This window comes from Arthrobacter roseus, from assembly GCF_016907875.1.
Classification (GTDB): Bacteria; Actinomycetota; Actinomycetes; order Actinomycetales; family Micrococcaceae; genus Arthrobacter_J; species Arthrobacter_J roseus.
This window is the reverse complement of the sequence record NZ_JAFBCU010000001.1, coordinates 1,075,419-1,091,384: the sequence shown is the minus strand read 5'-3', so window position 1 is coordinate 1,091,384 and position 15,966 is coordinate 1,075,419. Positions and strand designations below refer to the sequence as shown.

15 protein-coding genes are annotated in these 15,966 nt (G+C 61.7%); 11 read left to right on the top strand and 4 right to left on the bottom strand.

Features of this window, described 5'->3' with window-relative positions; genetic code table 11:
- Positions 1-91 precede the first annotated feature (91 nt).
- On the top strand, positions 92-1,729 hold the full coding sequence (locus tag JOE65_RS05550) for an ABC-F family ATP-binding cassette domain-containing protein (RefSeq protein WP_205162287.1): 1,638 nt from the start codon (positions 92-94) through the stop codon (positions 1,727-1,729).
- Between the two features lie 156 nt (positions 1,730-1,885).
- On the top strand, positions 1,886-2,749 hold the full coding sequence (locus tag JOE65_RS05545; protein ID WP_205162286.1) for an aldo/keto reductase: 864 nt from the start codon (positions 1,886-1,888) through the stop codon (positions 2,747-2,749).
- 32 nt (positions 2,750-2,781) lie between these two features.
- Here the strand turns inward: JOE65_RS05545 and JOE65_RS05540 are convergent, their stop codons facing one another.
- Positions 2,782-3,345, bottom strand: a complete 564-nt coding sequence (locus JOE65_RS05540) for an SRPBCC family protein (RefSeq protein WP_205162285.1) — start codon at positions 3,343-3,345, stop codon at positions 2,782-2,784.
- Positions 3,342-4,208 (bottom strand): alpha/beta hydrolase, encoded by an 867-nt coding sequence (locus tag JOE65_RS05535; RefSeq protein ID WP_205162284.1) that lies wholly within the window; start codon positions 4,206-4,208, stop codon positions 3,342-3,344. Before JOE65_RS05535 ends, JOE65_RS05540 begins: the two co-directional genes overlap by 4 nt.
- A gap of 245 nt (positions 4,209-4,453) precedes the next feature.
- Here JOE65_RS05535 and fdhA point away from each other — a divergent pair, with 245 nt between their 5' ends.
- Positions 4,454-5,668: a formaldehyde dehydrogenase, glutathione-independent gene (fdhA, locus tag JOE65_RS05530; protein WP_205162283.1), complete on the top strand. Its 1,215-nt coding sequence runs from the start codon at positions 4,454-4,456 to the stop codon at positions 5,666-5,668.
- A gap of 54 nt (positions 5,669-5,722) precedes the next feature.
- On the top strand, positions 5,723-8,263 hold the full coding sequence (locus tag JOE65_RS05525; RefSeq protein ID WP_205162282.1) for an excinuclease ABC subunit UvrA: 2,541 nt from the start codon (positions 5,723-5,725) through the stop codon (positions 8,261-8,263).
- Positions 8,264-8,590: 327 nt separating this feature from the next.
- Here the strand turns inward: JOE65_RS05525 and relB are convergent, their stop codons facing one another.
- On the bottom strand, positions 8,591-8,815 hold the full coding sequence (gene relB / locus JOE65_RS05520; RefSeq protein WP_239536626.1) for a type II toxin-antitoxin system RelB family antitoxin: 225 nt from the start codon (positions 8,813-8,815) through the stop codon (positions 8,591-8,593).
- Positions 8,816-8,820: 5 nt separating this feature from the next.
- On the bottom strand, positions 8,821-9,573 hold the full coding sequence (locus tag JOE65_RS15450) for a DnaJ family domain-containing protein (RefSeq protein ID WP_338021551.1): 753 nt from the start codon (positions 9,571-9,573) through the stop codon (positions 8,821-8,823).
- A gap of 162 nt (positions 9,574-9,735) precedes the next feature.
- Between JOE65_RS15450 and JOE65_RS05510 the strand changes: the two genes are divergently transcribed.
- The 7 genes from JOE65_RS05510 (at position 9,736) to JOE65_RS05480 (ending at position 15,935) form a co-directional block, all read left to right on the top strand.
- Entirely contained in the window at positions 9,736-10,449 is a 714-nt protein-coding gene (locus tag JOE65_RS05510) for a hypothetical protein (protein WP_205162281.1), read from the top strand.
- A 44-nt stretch (positions 10,450-10,493) separates the two neighbouring features.
- Positions 10,494-10,916 (top strand): MarR family winged helix-turn-helix transcriptional regulator, encoded by a 423-nt coding sequence (locus tag JOE65_RS05505; RefSeq protein WP_205162280.1) that lies wholly within the window; start codon positions 10,494-10,496, stop codon positions 10,914-10,916.
- 383 nt (positions 10,917-11,299) lie between these two features.
- Complete coding sequence (locus JOE65_RS05500; RefSeq protein ID WP_205162279.1) at positions 11,300-12,523, top strand: ABC transporter substrate-binding protein; 1,224 nt, start codon at positions 11,300-11,302, stop codon at positions 12,521-12,523.
- A gap of 13 nt (positions 12,524-12,536) precedes the next feature.
- Entirely contained in the window at positions 12,537-13,421 is an 885-nt protein-coding gene (locus JOE65_RS05495) for a branched-chain amino acid ABC transporter permease (RefSeq protein ID WP_205162278.1), read from the top strand.
- Positions 13,418-14,443: a branched-chain amino acid ABC transporter permease gene (locus tag JOE65_RS05490; protein WP_205162277.1), complete on the top strand. Its 1,026-nt coding sequence runs from the start codon at positions 13,418-13,420 to the stop codon at positions 14,441-14,443. Before JOE65_RS05495 ends, JOE65_RS05490 begins: the two co-directional genes overlap by 4 nt.
- Entirely contained in the window at positions 14,440-15,228 is a 789-nt protein-coding gene (locus JOE65_RS05485) for an ABC transporter ATP-binding protein (RefSeq protein WP_205162276.1), read from the top strand. Before JOE65_RS05490 ends, JOE65_RS05485 begins: the two co-directional genes overlap by 4 nt.
- Positions 15,225-15,935, top strand: a complete 711-nt coding sequence (locus tag JOE65_RS05480; protein WP_205162275.1) for an ABC transporter ATP-binding protein — start codon at positions 15,225-15,227, stop codon at positions 15,933-15,935. The genes JOE65_RS05485 and JOE65_RS05480 overlap by 4 nt, the downstream gene beginning before the upstream one ends.
- The last annotated feature ends 31 nt before the right edge of the window (positions 15,936-15,966 follow it).

The following is a 15,966-nucleotide window of genomic DNA, read 5'->3' as shown; positions in this document are numbered from 1 at the left end:
GAGTGTTGCCACGACACACCGCAATTCTGCGCCGACTTGATGTCAATGTTGCTGGATTCGGGACGGCAGCTGCTTCTCCTAAACTGGTCCAATGACTGCAACTCTCGTGGCCAAGGCTCTCTCTGGCGGCCATGCCCACCGCACGCTCTTCGCCAACCTCAATCTCACTGTTGCCCCCGGCGACGTCGTTGGGGTGGTCGGCGCTAACGGTGCCGGGAAAACGACGCTACTTCGGCTGCTCGCTGGCGTGGATGAACCGCTTGCCGGTTCGGTGATGGCTTCTCCCAGAGACGCCTTTGTCGGCTGGCTTCCGCAGGAACACGAGCGCATTCCCGGCGAAACGGTCGGCGAATACATTGCGCGTCGTACGGGTTCGACGGCGGCTACCGCGGCCATGGAGGCCACTGCGGAAGACCTGGCGTCCGGAACCAAAATGGCCGAAGACCACTATGCCGCATCGCTGGATCACTGGCTCGCTTCCGGTGCCGCCGATCTGGAGGATCGTCTGCCGGCGGTACTGGCCAACGTCGCCCCCGGCATTGATCCCGGCACGGAAGTGACCGGCCTTTCGGGCGGACAGTTGGCCCGCGTGGCCCTGGCTGCGCTCCTGCTGAGCCGGTTCGACGTCGTGCTTCTGGATGAGCCAACCAATGACCTGGATCTGGATGGACTGGCCAGGCTGGAAGGGTTCATGCGGAACCTGCGCGGCGGCGCTGTGCTGGTCTCGCATGACCGCGAGTTCCTGTCCCGCTGTGTGACAACCGTGGTGGAGTTGGACCTGGTCCAGAACAAGGTGGACGTGTACGACGGCGGGTACGACGCTTTCCTGGAGGAGCGTGCCGTGGCGAAACGCCATGCCCGGGAGGCCTATGAGGAGTTCGCGGACAAGAAGCAGGATCTGGTATCGCGAGCGCAGACGCAGCGTGAGTGGAGTTCCCAGGGCGTGCGGAACGCGATGAAGAAGAGCCCGGACAATGACAAGATCCGCCGCAAGGCCAGCGCCGAGTCTTCCGAGAAGCAGGCGCAGAAGGTGCGGCAGATGGAGTCCCGGATTGCCCGGCTGGATGAGGTGGAGGAGCCGCGGAAGGAATGGCAGCTGCAGTTCACGATCGGCAGTGCTCCGCGTTCGAGCTCGGTTGTAGCGACGTTGAACGGTGCTCTGGCCCGGCAGGGAGATTTCACGCTGGGACCCGTGTCGTTGCAGGTCAATGCCGGCGAGCGCGTGGGTATCACGGGGCCAAATGGTGCTGGTAAGTCCACACTGCTGCGGCTGCTTTTAGGGCATCAGGCCCCGGACGACGGCGGCGCCGCGCTGGGTGCCAATGTGGCCGTGGGCGAGATTGACCAGGCGCGTGGGCAGCTGGCCGAGGGCCAGGATCTGGCGTCGGCCTTCGAGGCTGCGGTGCCTGACTTGGCGCAAGCAGAGGTACGAACGCTGCTGGCGAAGTTCGGATTGAAGGCCGATCAGGTGAGGTCACTGGTGGGCCGCCTCTCTCCCGGCGAGCGCACTCGTGCAGGGCTGGCCCTGTTGCAGGCGCGCGGGGTAAATCTGCTGGTTCTTGACGAGCCGACCAACCACCTGGATCTGCCCGCCATCGAGCAGCTGGAGGAGGCGCTTGAGGAGTACTCGGGCACACTGTTACTGGTCACCCACGACCGCAGGCTGCTTGAGAATGTCCGGCTGGATTCGCGGTGGGACGTCGACGGCGGGCAGGTCACGGTGAGGTAGCGCGGCACCGTCTGGCCGACGTCACCCCGTGCCGACGAAATATCCCATGCAGGGGGTGACCTCGGCGGCAAACCCCGATCTCGCGCCGTGGGGTGAGAGGCGAAGGGTGAGAGATGACGGCGGAATAACTCCAATGAGACCGCGGTTACGGCCACCATGAGCGAAGACAACACAGCAACTGCCCCCGCGACCATCACTCTCAAGGACCTGGGCGAGGTGCACCGGCTCGGATTCGGCGCCATGCGCATTGTCGGCGAGGGAGTGTGGGGCGAGCCCAAGGACAGGGCCGGGGCCATCAAGGTGCTCCGCCGCGCCGTCGAGTTGGGTGTCGATTTCATCGACACCGCGGATTCCTATGGCCCCAATATCAGCGAGGAAATCATTGCTGAGGCGCTCCATCCGTACAAAGACGGTCTGCGGATTGCAACGAAGGTGGGTTTCACGCGCACCGGGCCGGGCGACTGGGTTCCGGTGGGCCGCGCCGAGTATCTGCGGCAGCAGACAGAATTGAGCCTGCGCAAACTCAAAGTTGATTCGCTGGACCTTCTGCAGCTCCACCGCGTTGATCCCAAGGTCGACGCCGAGGAACAGTTCTCCGTTCTGCGCGATCTGCAGCAGGAGGGCAAGGTTAAAGCACTTGGCCTGTCCGAAGTCAGCGTGGAGCAGCTGAAGCACGCCGAAAAGTTCTTCACCGTGTCTACTGTTCAGAACCGCTATAACCTGACGGACCGTAAGTCCGAAGACGTGCTGAGCTACGCCACCGAAAACGGCATTGGGTTCATCCCCTGGGCGCCGATCTCCGCGGGTGAACTTGCTCAGCCAGGTGGCCCGCTGGACGCCGCCGCGAAACGGCTCGGTGCGACGACGTCGCAGGTGGCCCTGGCCTGGTTGCTGCGCCGGTCTCCCGTCATCATGCCGATCCCGGGGACCAGCTCCGTGGAGCATCTGGAAGATAACATGGGCGCGTTGGACGTAGTGATCGACGATGCAACCTACGAGGAGCTGGAGGCTGCCGCGTAGCGTGTGACCGGCGTCGGCTGCGTCAGCTCAGCTCAACTCAAGAGCGCAGTCGACTCCGCGAGCCGCTTCAGCTCCTTCAACTGCTTGCGCATCATGAGGAGGTCACCCCACGCGAGTACGTAGCGCCGCATTGTTTTCAGCGGTCCTGGAGACTGCGGAACAACCATCTCCACGATGAGACGGGACTTCCCTCCCCTGGCTTCGACCTCGTAGTGCACCGTCAGTGAACCAAAGAGTGAGGTTGGCCGTCCCGCCTTCATTTTGACGGTCATCGACGTTCCAGGCTCCACCGCGATGACCGTGAAAATGGTCATGACGGAGTCGCCAACGGAAACGTTGACCATGCTGCGGTCAAGAGATTGTGGACTGCGCCGGCCGAAATTATCGATCCAGTCGTAGCTGTAGGGCGCCCTGCGTAGTTGTGTAACCCAGGCGAACAGACCCTCTGGCGTCGCCTCGACGTCGATGGCCCTGACCCAGTGCTGCCCCGGGCTAACAACCTCGAATTCCCGCGGAGTAGGGCCCTCAGAGGATGCGTCCGGGTACCACCACCAGGGAGCTCGCCGCGGAAGGGAATCCCGCGAACTAGTTGTCACGCGTTGACCGCCTGTAGGAACTGCGACAGTGTCTGACGGTAAGCGTCCTTGCTCTCCTTGAAAGCACCCAGGTGCGCTCCCTCAAGTACGGCGACCTGCACGTTCGGGTAGTGGTCCGCGAGCGCCTGAACCTCCTGCGGCTCAATCACGACGTCTGAGGCTCCTGAGATGAACATCATGGGGATGGTAGACATCAACCCTGCGTTCGGAGGGGGTGGCCACGTTGCCCCCAGCATTTTGACCGCCGCTGCCGCAGTAGATTCTTTGAGCGCCGCTTCCGAGGATGGAGACGTGAAGCCAGGGATTCGGGGGAACTTGCCGGCCTTCATGAACCCCTGGAAAAGTGACTCAAGAGTCAGCCCGGGGCCACTGTCACAGACGACGGCGTCGATGTCCACCAGCCCTCGCGAGGCTGAGTACACGCTGGGGAACGTTGAAAAGGAGTAGCCAAAGACCACCATCTTGGCATCCGGTTCACCGGCGTTGGTTCGGAGCCATGAGACGCAGGATTCGACGTCGAGCGTGAATCTGCGTGCCATGTCCATGGCGTTGAAGTCCAAGGACGATTCGCCGTGGTTGCGGTGATCGAACATGAGAACCGTGAAACCCTGCGAATTCAAGTACGCGGCCTGGCCGAGCGACGCCGACTTTGAGAGCCCGATTCCGTGCCCTACGACGGCCAGTTTCTGCGGTTCGCCGTGCAGCAACCAGCAGCTGAGCTTTTTGCCATCCGAGGTTGGCACCGTTTTTCTGTCCCATATCTCGACGGCGAAGTCAGAAGGACTTCTGTGGGGCTTCCTGCGTTTGGGGTGCAGCAGGGAGTAGGCCAGGACAGTACCCATTGTTCGGGCAAGGAAATTCATGCTCGCTCCATCTCATTGGTGTTCAGGTGTGTGGCCTCACCGCAATTTCTTTTGCCGGGAACAGTCTTACAAGGAGCGCGGTTATCCAAAGAATTTCCATACACAATCATGAAGCTTCGGTGTAGCGTGAGGGCAAGCCCTACCCACCCGTGGCTATTCCTTCTGGAGTGTCCTGGGCGGAGTCAGACTTTGAGTAACGGCCCCGGTTATCCGGCCGGGATCAACTGAAACTGAAAGGCATACCGATGTCCGGGAACAGAGCAGTTGCGTACAAGGGAACCGGGAAGGTCGAGGTCATCGACATCGACTACCCCACTTTCGAACTCAAGGACGGTCCGGGAGTCCACCCGGACAACGTCGGCCGCCAGGTGAATCACGGCGTCATCCTGAAAACCGTGGCCACGAACATCTGCGGCTCGGATCAACATATGGTCCGGGGTCGCACCAATGCGCCAAAGAACCTCATTCTGGGCCACGAGATCACCGGAGAGGTGGTTGAGGTTGGCCGTGACGTGGAATTCATCAAGAAGGGAGACATGGTTTCTGTTCCCTTCAACATCTCCTGCGGCCGCTGCAAGAACTGCAAGGAGCAGAAGACCGGTATTTGCCTGAACGTCAATCCTGTTCAGCCCGGTGGCGCCTACGGTTACGTGGATATGGGTGGTTGGATCGGCGGGCAGGCCGAGTACGTGCTGGTGCCCTATGCGGATTGGAATGCACTGAAATTCCCGGACAAGGATCAGGCCCTGGAGAAGATCATGGACCTGACCATGCTCTCTGACATCTTCCCTACTGGTTTCCATGGTGCTTACACGGCGGGAGTCGGGCCGGGTTCTACTGTTTATATCGCCGGGGCAGGCCCGGTGGGGCTGGCTGCGGCAACGGCCGCGCAATTGCTGGGCGCCGCCGTCGTCATTGTCGGCGATATGAACGAGGACCGGCTCAAGCAGGCACGCAGCTTTGGTTGCGAGACGGTTGATGTTTCACAGGGAGACCCGAAGGATCAGATTGAGCAGCTCCTCGGAGTCCCGGAGGTGGACTGCGGTGTGGATGCAGTCGGTTTTGAGGCCAAGGGACACGGCGCGGATGCGAAAGAGGCCCCCGCGACCGTGCTGAATTCGCTGATGGACATTACTGCCGCAGGCGGCCGGCTGGGGATTCCGGGTCTGTACGTCACTGGTGATCCGGGCGCGGAGGATGAGTCCGCCCAGAAGGGTTCGCTGTCTTTGAGTCTGGGTACTGGTTGGGCGAAATCGCTGTCGTTCACCACCGGCCAATGTCCCGTGATGAAGTACAACCGGCAGCTGATGCAAGCCATCCTGCATGACAGGGTGAGTATTGGAAAGAACGTCAATGCCAAGGCAATCGGCCTCGAGGACGCGCCTCGCGGTTACGCGGAGTTCGACGCCGGAGCGGCCACGAAGTACGTCCTGAATCCCAACGGCTACCTGGCAGCCTGAGCAGCCGGCGCGGTCGGAGAGCGCAACACCATAGGTCACAACTAGACTGGAGGGATGCCTTCCCAAAAAAATCAGTCCAAGGTCAAGGACGGTTTTGTCCAGGTCCGCGGCGCCAGTGAAAACAACCTGCGCGACGTCGACGTCGACGTCCCCAGGGATGCGATAGTCGCCTTTACCGGGGTGTCTGGCTCCGGGAAATCGTCGCTGGCTTTCGGCACCATTTTTGCCGAGGCTCAGCGTCGGTTCCTGGAGTCGGTGGCGCCCTACGCGCGGCGCCTGATCCAACAGGGGCACACGCCCAAGGTGGAATATGTTGGCGGACTACCACCCGCCGTCGCCCTTCAACAGCGCCGGGGAACGCCCAGTTCCCGCTCAACCGTGGGTACGGTGACCACGCTCTCCAACTCGCTGCGCATGCTGTATTCGCGGGCCGGAACCTACCCAGAGGATGCTGAAGGAAGGCTGGAATCAGACTCCTTCTCTCCCAATACAGCGATGGGCGCCTGCCCGGAATGCCATGGGACGGGCACGGCGCATACCGTCACCGAGTCCTCACTCGTTCCCGATCCAACGCTCACGATCCGGGAGGGGGCCATTGCGTCCTGGCCGGGTGCGTGGCAAGGAAAGAACCTGCGCGACATTGTCGCCACTCTCGGTTACGACATCGACCTCCCCTGGCAGGAGCTGCCGCAGAAGGACCGGGACTGGATCCTGTTCTCTGATGAGCAGCCCGTTGTTGAGGTCACGCCGCAGCGGGACAGAATCGCCAAACCGTATAAGGGCCGATTCTGGAGCGCAAAGGCCAACGTCCTGCACACTCTGGCCGATACCAAGAGCCAGAATCTGCGCAACAAAGCCCTTGCCTACATGCACTCAGGTCCGTGCCCCGTTTGTGGAGGGAACGGGCTCAAACCGGAGGCTATGGCCGTCACCTTCGCCGGGCGCACCATTACTGAGCTCAACCAGCTTTCCATGACCGACCTCGCGGATATTCTGCGTCCCACGGCTGAGCTGGTCGAGACGGAGACCGCGTGGGCATCGGCTTCCTCCGGTGAGGGAACCGACGTGGCCGCGGCCATCGCGCGCGATCTACTGCAGCGCATTGAGGTGCTGCTGGAACTTGGCCTGGGCTACCTGGGTCTGGGCCGTGCCACTCCCACCCTCTCCCCCGGCGAAATGCAGCGGCTGCGCATTGCCACCCAGCTGAGGTCGGGGCTTTTCGGCGTGATCTATGTGCTGGACGAGCCCTCCGCTGGCCTGCACCCCGCGGATGCGGAACCGCTGCTCGCCGTGCTGGATCAGCTCAAGGTGTCCGGGAACTCAGTTTTCGTGGTGGAGCACAACATGGACGTTGTGGCGCGGGCGGATTGGATTGTCGACGTCGGCCCAGGCGCTGGTACCGGTGGCGGCTGCGTTCTCTACAGTGGGCCGGTTGCCGGATTGGCGGAGGTATCCGCTTCGGCGACCAGGCCGTTCCTGTTCCCGGATGCGGCGCACTCCGAGCCTGAACGTACGCTCAGGTCGCCACAAAACTGGCTTCGTCTCACCGGCATCACCCGGCACAATCTGCAGGGGCTCGACGTCGACGTCCCGCTGTGCGTGCTGACCGCCGTCACCGGCGTGTCTGGTTCCGGGAAGTCCACACTGGTCAGCCATGTGCTGCCCGATGTCGTTGGCCGTCATGTTCCCTCCCTCATCGAAACCACGCCCGACGTCACCGACTCTGCTGCGGGCGGCGCGGATTCCGACCCCTCTGCGGCTTCGGACGACGTGGACGTGACCGCCGTCAACAGTGTTGAGGGCTTGGACAGTATTGACCGTTTGGTGCGGGTGGACCAGAAGCCGATCGGGCGCACACCCCGGTCCAACCTGGCCACGTATACGGGATTGTTCGACGCCGTGCGCAAGGTTTTCGCTGGCACGGATGAGGCCAGGGCGCGCGGCTATGGCGCCGGGCGGTTCTCCTTCAACGTTGCCGGTGGACGCTGCGAGACCTGTTTGGGTGAAGGCTTCGTGGCCGTTGAGCTGCTGTTCCTGCCCGGCAGTTACGGCCGATGCCCTACCTGCCACGGCTCCCGTTACAACGAGGAAACCCTGCAGATCACGTACCGCGAGAAGTCTATTGCGGACGTGCTGGCCCTAAGTGTTGAGGACGCCGCTACCTTTTTGGCCGACGTCCCGGCCGCTGCTCGGAGTCTGGAAACACTGCGCGAAGTCGGGCTCGGCTACCTGCGGCTCGGACAGCCTGCGACGGAGCTTTCCGGCGGTGAAGCGCAGCGCATCAAGCTGGCTACCGAACTGCAGCGTGCCCGGCGCGGACACACCCTGTATTTGCTCGATGAACCCACCACGGGACTTCACCCTGCCGATGTGGTGTTGCTACTCAAACAGCTGAACCGGTTGGTGGATGCGGGCAACACCGTGGTTGTGGTGGAGCACGACATGGACGTTATTGTGGCAGCGGATTGGGTCATCGACCTGGGGCCCTCAGGTGGCGACGCGGGCGGACGCCTCATGGCCGAGGGGACGCCGTCGGACATTGCCGCATCGAAAACGGGCGCGACGGCCAAGTATCTCAAGCAGCGGCTTGGGTAGGTCTTGCTCCAGTGTCGGGGCCCCCGCTGTGCCGCGCGCTTGAACTCGCGGTTCCCAGGAGCGGACCGCTCGGCGATGTCGAGTGGGAGCCCTTGGCCGCCGACTTCCGCGGCGTCCGTCCCACTTTGGATCTGCTGGCGGGCATTAGCCCTAGTCAGCGGCGCGACTTGCCGGATGGCAGCCTGAAAGTGGGACAGGTTCCGTGGTCCCGAGGATCGTTCAAAGTAAGAATGTCATCCAGGGTAGCCACAACTCGTCGTCGCACGGGTTTATCGAGCTTCTTCAGATCCTTGTCAAAGTCGGCTGTTGTTTCGAACTGCCATGGAATCACAGATCCGGTTCTGCCTTGACGTCATTCCATGGTCTGGTCTTTTTGTCGGAGGCTTCGTACCGCGCAACAACCTCGTCGGCCCAGTACCGCTCTTCGAGCTCATCCAGATGTTGCTCGATTGCCTCCTTGACGTAAAACGACCTGGACCGCCCTGTTCGTGCGGCCAGAGCGTCGAGTCGGTCTTGCTGTTCAACCGTCAATCTCACAGCAACAGTCATCATGCACCTCACTCAGAGTTGTTTACACGTAAACTATACTCCTCAATTGTCCCATTGTCTGTGGCCACGGCGTCCGTCCCACTTTGGATCCGTGGGCGGGCATCTGCCCTAGTCAGCGACGCGACTCGCCGGACGGCCGGCTCAAAGTGGGACAGGTTCCGTGCGGTCCTGTTGTTTACACACGACGCACGACGCCGCCACCAGGGGCGACGACGTTCCGGGCTCTTTTGGTCGGGCGGGCTGGTTGCAGCGTTGCGCGCTGCGCGTCTTTCCCGCCAGCGGATGAGTTCCTGCTCAAGGTCGCGCAGCTTGGTCACCACGGGTGGGCCACCCAGTAGCTGTCGGCGGGCTTCGATGACGCGCGCGTTGAACTCTTCGAGGGTTTCGCGGACTCTCGCCTCTGAGTACTGCTTGTCCAGGAGTTCGTCGAGTTCGGCGTCTTCTTTGCGCAGCAGGAACGGTGCCGGCGCAAGACCTGTGAGTTGTTCACGCTCGATGAGCCCTTTGACCCACCAATCCGGGTCCAGACTCCGGGTCAGTTCCGGAAGGGGTTTACCGGCGTATTCGAGGTTGTCGAATGCCCCGCTGGCCTGTGCCTCCTGAACGGCGACCTCAGCTTTGGCGGCAACGTCACCCACATAGTGCGACGCCGGACCAGGAGTGGTTGCCTCGCCGTCGGGCTCCCAGCCGGCTTTCCGCGCGGCACGATACTCTGCGGCCCGCTGCATTTTGCGTGCCTGTTCGTCTCTGTTCAGGTTCATGGCCCCTCCGTTCGCCGGATGGATTGGCGACACTGTCCAGTATTGCCATGGTTGCGGCCGACGTCGAGGGGCAACAAGCTCGGGGGAACAACAGTCCCTTGTAGGGTTGTGTCATGGAACACAATCGACCTATTGGTTTTTGGCTTGGGCAACGTTGACTCCATGAGAAATAAGAAACAATCCGACAATGAAGACTGGACGGCCAGGGACGACGCCCTTTGGGCTACGGCGGAAATAGGTGTTCTACTCAAGCGCGGGCAACTGCATTTGCGCGTTCCAAAAGCAGTTCCGTTCTCGATGCAGTTTGGCGGCACCGACGAAAGGATCTTTGCTCACGGACCCTTCAAACTTCTTGAGTGGCGAGCCCCTGAAGACGGCTACTACATGCACAACTCGAGCTCTTTCGTTGCCGTTGGCCGGGGAGCACTTCCGGCTATGGTCGGTTTCGCGGCAGTACGAGCCATGGGAAATGCTTCCCGCCGTTCAAGAGCACGGGCTATGGCCCAGCCACAGTGGATGCAAATTGATCAGGGTACGTTGAACGTGGGTAACTACGGGTTTTACATGCATACTCCACACGCAATCCTCGCTTGGGACTTCTCGAGCGTCCATTTGGCGTCGCTCGCTGGCCCTTCGTCATTGAACATTCAGGGACAATCGGCGACGGGCCCCGTGTCGTGGGTGCTCAATTCAGACTGGGCAGAACTGGTCTTCCTACTCTGGGCCTCGACGTGCAGCCCTACTCACCCTCAACTGATCGGACGAGATTGGCTGCCCGAAGAGTGGCTAACCAGGGCCATGATTCATTCCATGACGAGCAACGGGCACACGGGTAATCGAAGCACCTTCCAGCAACTCATGGGCGCCTTGGGATAGCGGTAACGCGTCTGAGGAACAACAGTCCCTTGTAGGGTTGTGTCATGGAACACAATCGACCTATTGGTTTTTGGCTGAAGCTCGTTGATGGACTCGTGGATTCGAGGTTTGAGTCCATGTTGGAGGAGCACGGCGTGACTCGCCGGCAGTGGCAGCTCCTGAACCTGTTGGCGGAGAGGCCGACGACGGTAGCGGAGTTGGAGTCCGAGCTCGAGCCGTTCCTCAGTTTGCCGGGCGGAGAAACCATTCCCGAGCACCTGGAAGAACTGACCGAAAGCGGCTGGGTCTCTCAATCTGATGGCACGTACTCGCTGGAAGAACTCGGCCGCAACAGTATGGCCGTCCTCAGTGAAGTGGTCGCAGAGAATCGGGCCCAAGTTACCGAGGGCGTCACTCACGCGGACTATGAGACGACTGTTGCCGTCCTCGAACGGATGGCAAGGAACCTTGGTTGGGGTGACAAATAAGCGGGAGACAAATAAGCGGCAGCCCATTCCGTAGCACGCGGCCTCTAGCCCCACCATCCCCACCGACACCACCACATCCTCAAGGGTGTGGTGGTGTTTTCGTTTGCGATCTAACCGGCACAGGGATGCCCACACCGCTGCCCTCGGTGGGTATCACTGTTTGATTACGGTCGTCAATACCGTTGTATACCGTCTTCGATTGTGCGATGCTGATCTGCGTAAGACCCATCAATGAGGACGAGGGCAAAAATGCATGGCACGCGGTTGGGGAAGTACAACACCGTGAACCAGCGTGCACTCGGCGCAGCAGCCCTCAAAGGTTCCTCGGCGAGATCTCATTCACCCAAACGCACGCGCTTTGTGTGCCCAGAAGGGATGTAAAAATGTCTGAAACCTTCTTCCGGGGTGGCCGCGCGGCACGCCGCACCACCGCCCTATTAGCTGGCTCACTCATGATGCTCACCGCCTGCGGTGGCGGGAGCCTTGGTACCGACGACGGCGAGGGCGGCGACGGCGGGGCAACCGGCTCCAGCGATACCGTGACTGTTGGCCTGGCTGTCCCCCAATCTGGCGTGTACGCAGGTCTGGGCGAGGACATGACGCAGGGCTTCGAGCTCTACCTGGACCAGGCAGATAACAAGCTCAGCGGCTACGACATCAAGGTGGTCAGTGGTGACACTGGTGAGGGCCCCCAGACAGCCATCCCAGCTGTCTCACGTCTCATCAAGCAGGAAAAGGCCGACGTCGTCACCGGGATCGTCAGCTCCGCAACCGCGCTGGGAGTGCGGGACATTTTTGTGCAGGCCGAGGTACCGCTCATCATTGCCAATGCTGGCGCGGATGACATCACTGCTGAGCCCTCCCCCTACATTTGGCGCACCTCGTACCGCAACAGCGCGGTCAGCGGCGCCATCGGCAAGCACGTCGCGGAGGAGGTCGGAGATGGTTCCGTTTACCTCATTGCCGCCGACTACGCCGCCGGACAAGAGCACGTTGACGGGTTCCGGGAGGAGTTCGAGGCCGCTGGCGGCAAGGTCGCCGGTGAGACCTTCACGCCCTTCGGTACAACGAGCGATTGGCAGCCCTACCTCAGCAAGATCCGTGCCTCCGGGGCGTCAGCCGTCTTCGCCTTCTATGCAGGCTCGGAAGCGGCAAACTTTGTCCAGCAGTACTCCACCTTCGGTTTGGCAAAAGAGGCTCAGCTCTATGGCAACGGATTCATTGTAGAAGGCGATGTGCTGGAGGCTCAGGGCAAAGCCGCACTCGGCATCCAAACCTCGCTGAACTACAGCCACTTGATTGACTCCGAGGTCAATAACAAATTCGTCGAGGACTACAAGGCAGCCTATGACGAGGTCCCCACCGTGTATGCCATGCAGGCCTATGACGCGGCAGCTGCGATCGAGGCCGCGTTGGAATCGACCAAGTCAGCCGATGGACCGGGGATCGCCGAGGCACTGTCGGAGGTCGGGGAGTTCACCAATAGCCCGCGCGGTCCGTGGAGCTTCGACGAGAACCATGACCCGGAGCAGAATTATTACCTTCGCGAGGTGCAGGACGTAGACGGCAAGCTCGCGAATGTGGTTCTCCGCGAGCTCCAGGACTGAAGGGCAATCTAAAATGCTGGCATGGTTCGATGCGAACACCGCAACCATCCTCAACGGCTTGGCGTTAGGTTCAGTACTGTTCCTCATCGCCGTCGGGCTGTCACTGGTCTTTGGGACGATGGATGTGTTGAATCTGGCGCACGGGGCTGTGTCGTTGATGGGTGCCTACGTGGGGGTGGCGCTGTACGGCGCCGCTCCCTCGACAGGCATGTTCCTTCTGGCGATAGCTATCGCCGCCGGTGTGGGCTTCGCCTCTGGCGGCATACTGGCGGCGATGGTCTCTCCGGTGCGGAACCACCTCAGGCAAGCTCTGCTCACCCTAGGCATGGCGCTGATCATTGCTGAGCTTCTTCAGGAAATGTTCGGCGCAGACGTACGTTCTGTGCCCGTGCCGGAATTCTTGTCCAGCACGGTGTCAATGCTAGGAAATCCTTACCCGGTGTACCGGCTTGCCATGGTCGCCGCAGGCATTGTTGTGGCGATCCTGCTTTACATCATTCTGGAACGCACCCGTGCCGGAGCCATTGTTCGGGCCACGGTTGCGGACCGAGCCATGGTCGAGGCCATTGGGATTCGTACCAAGGTGGTGCTTGCCCTCGTCTTCGGCGGCGGCGCTGCATTGGCCGCGGTCGGCGGCCTGCTCGCCGCACCCATCCTGGGCGCTCAGCCCGGGCTGGATAATCAGATTCTCCTGCTCGCTCTCGTCATCGTGGTCATCGGTGGCCTCGGGTCCCTGCGCGGAGCGTTGCTCGGTGCCCTCGTGGTGGGGCAAGTACAAACTATTGGCGTGTCCATGGTCAACGAGTTCGCATCCTTCCTGCTCTTCGCAGCACTGGCGGCGGTTCTCCTGTTCCGGCCGCAGGGCTTACTTCCAGCACGAAAGGGAGCGCACACATGAGCGCGACAAACACGGTCTCGGGCATGACCGCTGGACGGTTAGGAACACAAAAACTATTGCACCCCAGTGCGCAGCACCCGATGCTGCGGCTGGCGGTGGCCGTGATCATCCTCGTGGTCCTGGTGGCGCTGCCGTTCGTCCTGGCGCCGTATCCACTCAGCCTCGCAGGGCGGGCACTGGCCTTCGGTTTGCTCGTGGTCAGCGTCGATCTGCTCACGGGGGTGATGGGCATGCCAACTCTTGGCCAGGTGGCCTACTTTGGTGCCGGTGCTTACACCGCGGGCCTGGTCGGAATCCATGTCTCCGGCAGTGGGCTGGTTCAGTTGGCCGTGGGCACGCTGGCAGGAGCGGCGCTTGCGTTGGTGACCGGCGCCGTCGCCGTTCGGACAGCGGGCATCGTGTTCCTCATGATCACCCTTGCCATCGGCGAACTGGCTCATATCAGTGTGGGCTCTCTCAGCGTGGTCGGCGCGAGTAATGGCCTGGCAGGAATCCCGCCGGTCAGTGTGCTCCCCGGCGGCGAACCTCTGATCGTGCCCGGTTACATCTACTGGTGGGTTCTGGCGGTGTTCGTCATTGGCTTCGTTGCTGCGACAATCGTCAATCGCTCGCCCCTGGGCCGCTCGATGCGCGGGGTACGAGACGGTGAACTCCGGCTGCGAGCTCTGGGGCAGAACACCTACTCAATCAAGCTCATCGCCTACACCATCGCCGGCGGCGTCGCGGGGGCTGCCGGGACGGCCTGGGTCGCTCAAACACAGTTCATTTCGCCCGGCGATCTGGGCTTCGATATGGCCGCGTTTGCACTCCTCAGTGTTGTTCTCGGCGGTGCCGGGAGCCTGTGGGGGCCGGTCATTGGCGCCGGGCTGGTCATCTTTGTCCGCGACTGGTTGGGCGGCTACATTGAGGGCCGCGGCACACTTCTGCTCGGGGTTGTCTTTGTTGTTGCGGTTTATCTCCTACCCAGGGGCGTGGCGGGCATCAAATGGCGCGCTCTGCGACGAAAGTCGAGTGAATCATGACGAACACATCGGATAACGCGATACTCGATATCCGCGATCTCACATTGTCCTTCGGCTCGCTCACGGCCGTGGACGGAGTCACGTTGCGGGTGAATGAGGGCGCACGCCACGCGCTCATTGGCCCCAATGGTGCGGGCAAGTCCACGCTCTTCGGGGTACTCGCCGGGCGTCTTCGTCCCACCAGCGGGCAAATTTTCTTCAATGGGCAGGACGTCACGGGGCTGAGCGAGGCGGGCCGAGCACGAAGCGGACTGGTGCGCACTTTCCAGCACTCCAGCCTCTTCCTCGACATGAACGTGCTGGACAATGTCCGCCTCGCGGTGGAGCGAACCACGAGCCAGCCAAAGCGGCCCTGGCCAAGCCGACGCGCGGACCGTGCGGTGACCGATGCCGCCATGACCCATTTGGAGAGTGTGGGACTCCTGGACCGGCCCTCCTCGCTGTGCGGCACGCTTTCCCACGGCGAGCGGCGCCAGGTCGAGGTGGCCATGGTTCTGGCCTGTGAGCCTCGGTTGGTCCTTTTCGATGAGCCGACAGCAGGAATGTCCGTGGCCGAGACCAACCGCTTCGCTGAGATCGTGGAATCACTACCAAGAAAGGTCACCGTGGTCGTCGTCGAGCATGATCTAGATATTGTCTTCCGCCTGGCCGAGCGCGTCAGCGTGCTGGCGGCCGGACGGCTCATCGCTGATGGGACGCCAGAGGAAGTGCGCACCAACGAAGCCGTCCAGGAAGCCTATTTGGGTAGTACCAGTACCGAGGCTCTCTTCGGGACGGCATCATGACCGGCCGGCCGCTGCTCGAGGTCGAGGACCTGGTCTCCGGCTATGCCGGTAGCCGAGTGTTGGACGGAGTGTCACTGTCGGTCGGTGCTGGCGAGGCGGTGGCCCTTTTGGGGCGCAACGGCGCCGGTAAGACCACGCTTATTGAAACCATCATGGGGATGGTGACTGCCATGGACGGCCACGTTCGGGTGGATGGCAAAGACGTCACCGCCAAGGCGCCGCATGTGGTGTCGCATGCCGGAGTGGGAATTGTGCCTCAGGGGAGGCGCGTTTTTGCGCCGCTGACCGTAGAGGAGAACCTGGAGATAGCGCTGCGCAAGCGTTCTGGAGATTGGACCGTTGAACGGGTCTATGACCTGATGCCACGGCTCAGGGAACGTCGGACAAACCTGGGTTCACAGCTCTCCGGTGGAGAACAGCAAATGCTCGCCATTGGCCGGGCGCTGCTGGGCTCGCCACGGCTCATGCTCCTCGACGAGCCCTCCGACGGCCTTGCGCCCAGGGTGGTTGAACAGGTGGGAGATATCATCCTTGACCTAGCCAAGACCGGGATGGCCATTCTGATTGTGGAGCAGAACCTCCACTTGGCCTTCACGGTGTCGGACCGCCTGGCGATCATGCGCAAGGGCGAGATTGTCCACGAGAGCACTGTGACCGAATTCCGGCAGGATGAACAGCTTGCGCATAGCCTTTTGGGCGTGGGCTGAGCTCACGCTCCAACCGCCGCGTTCGACGTCG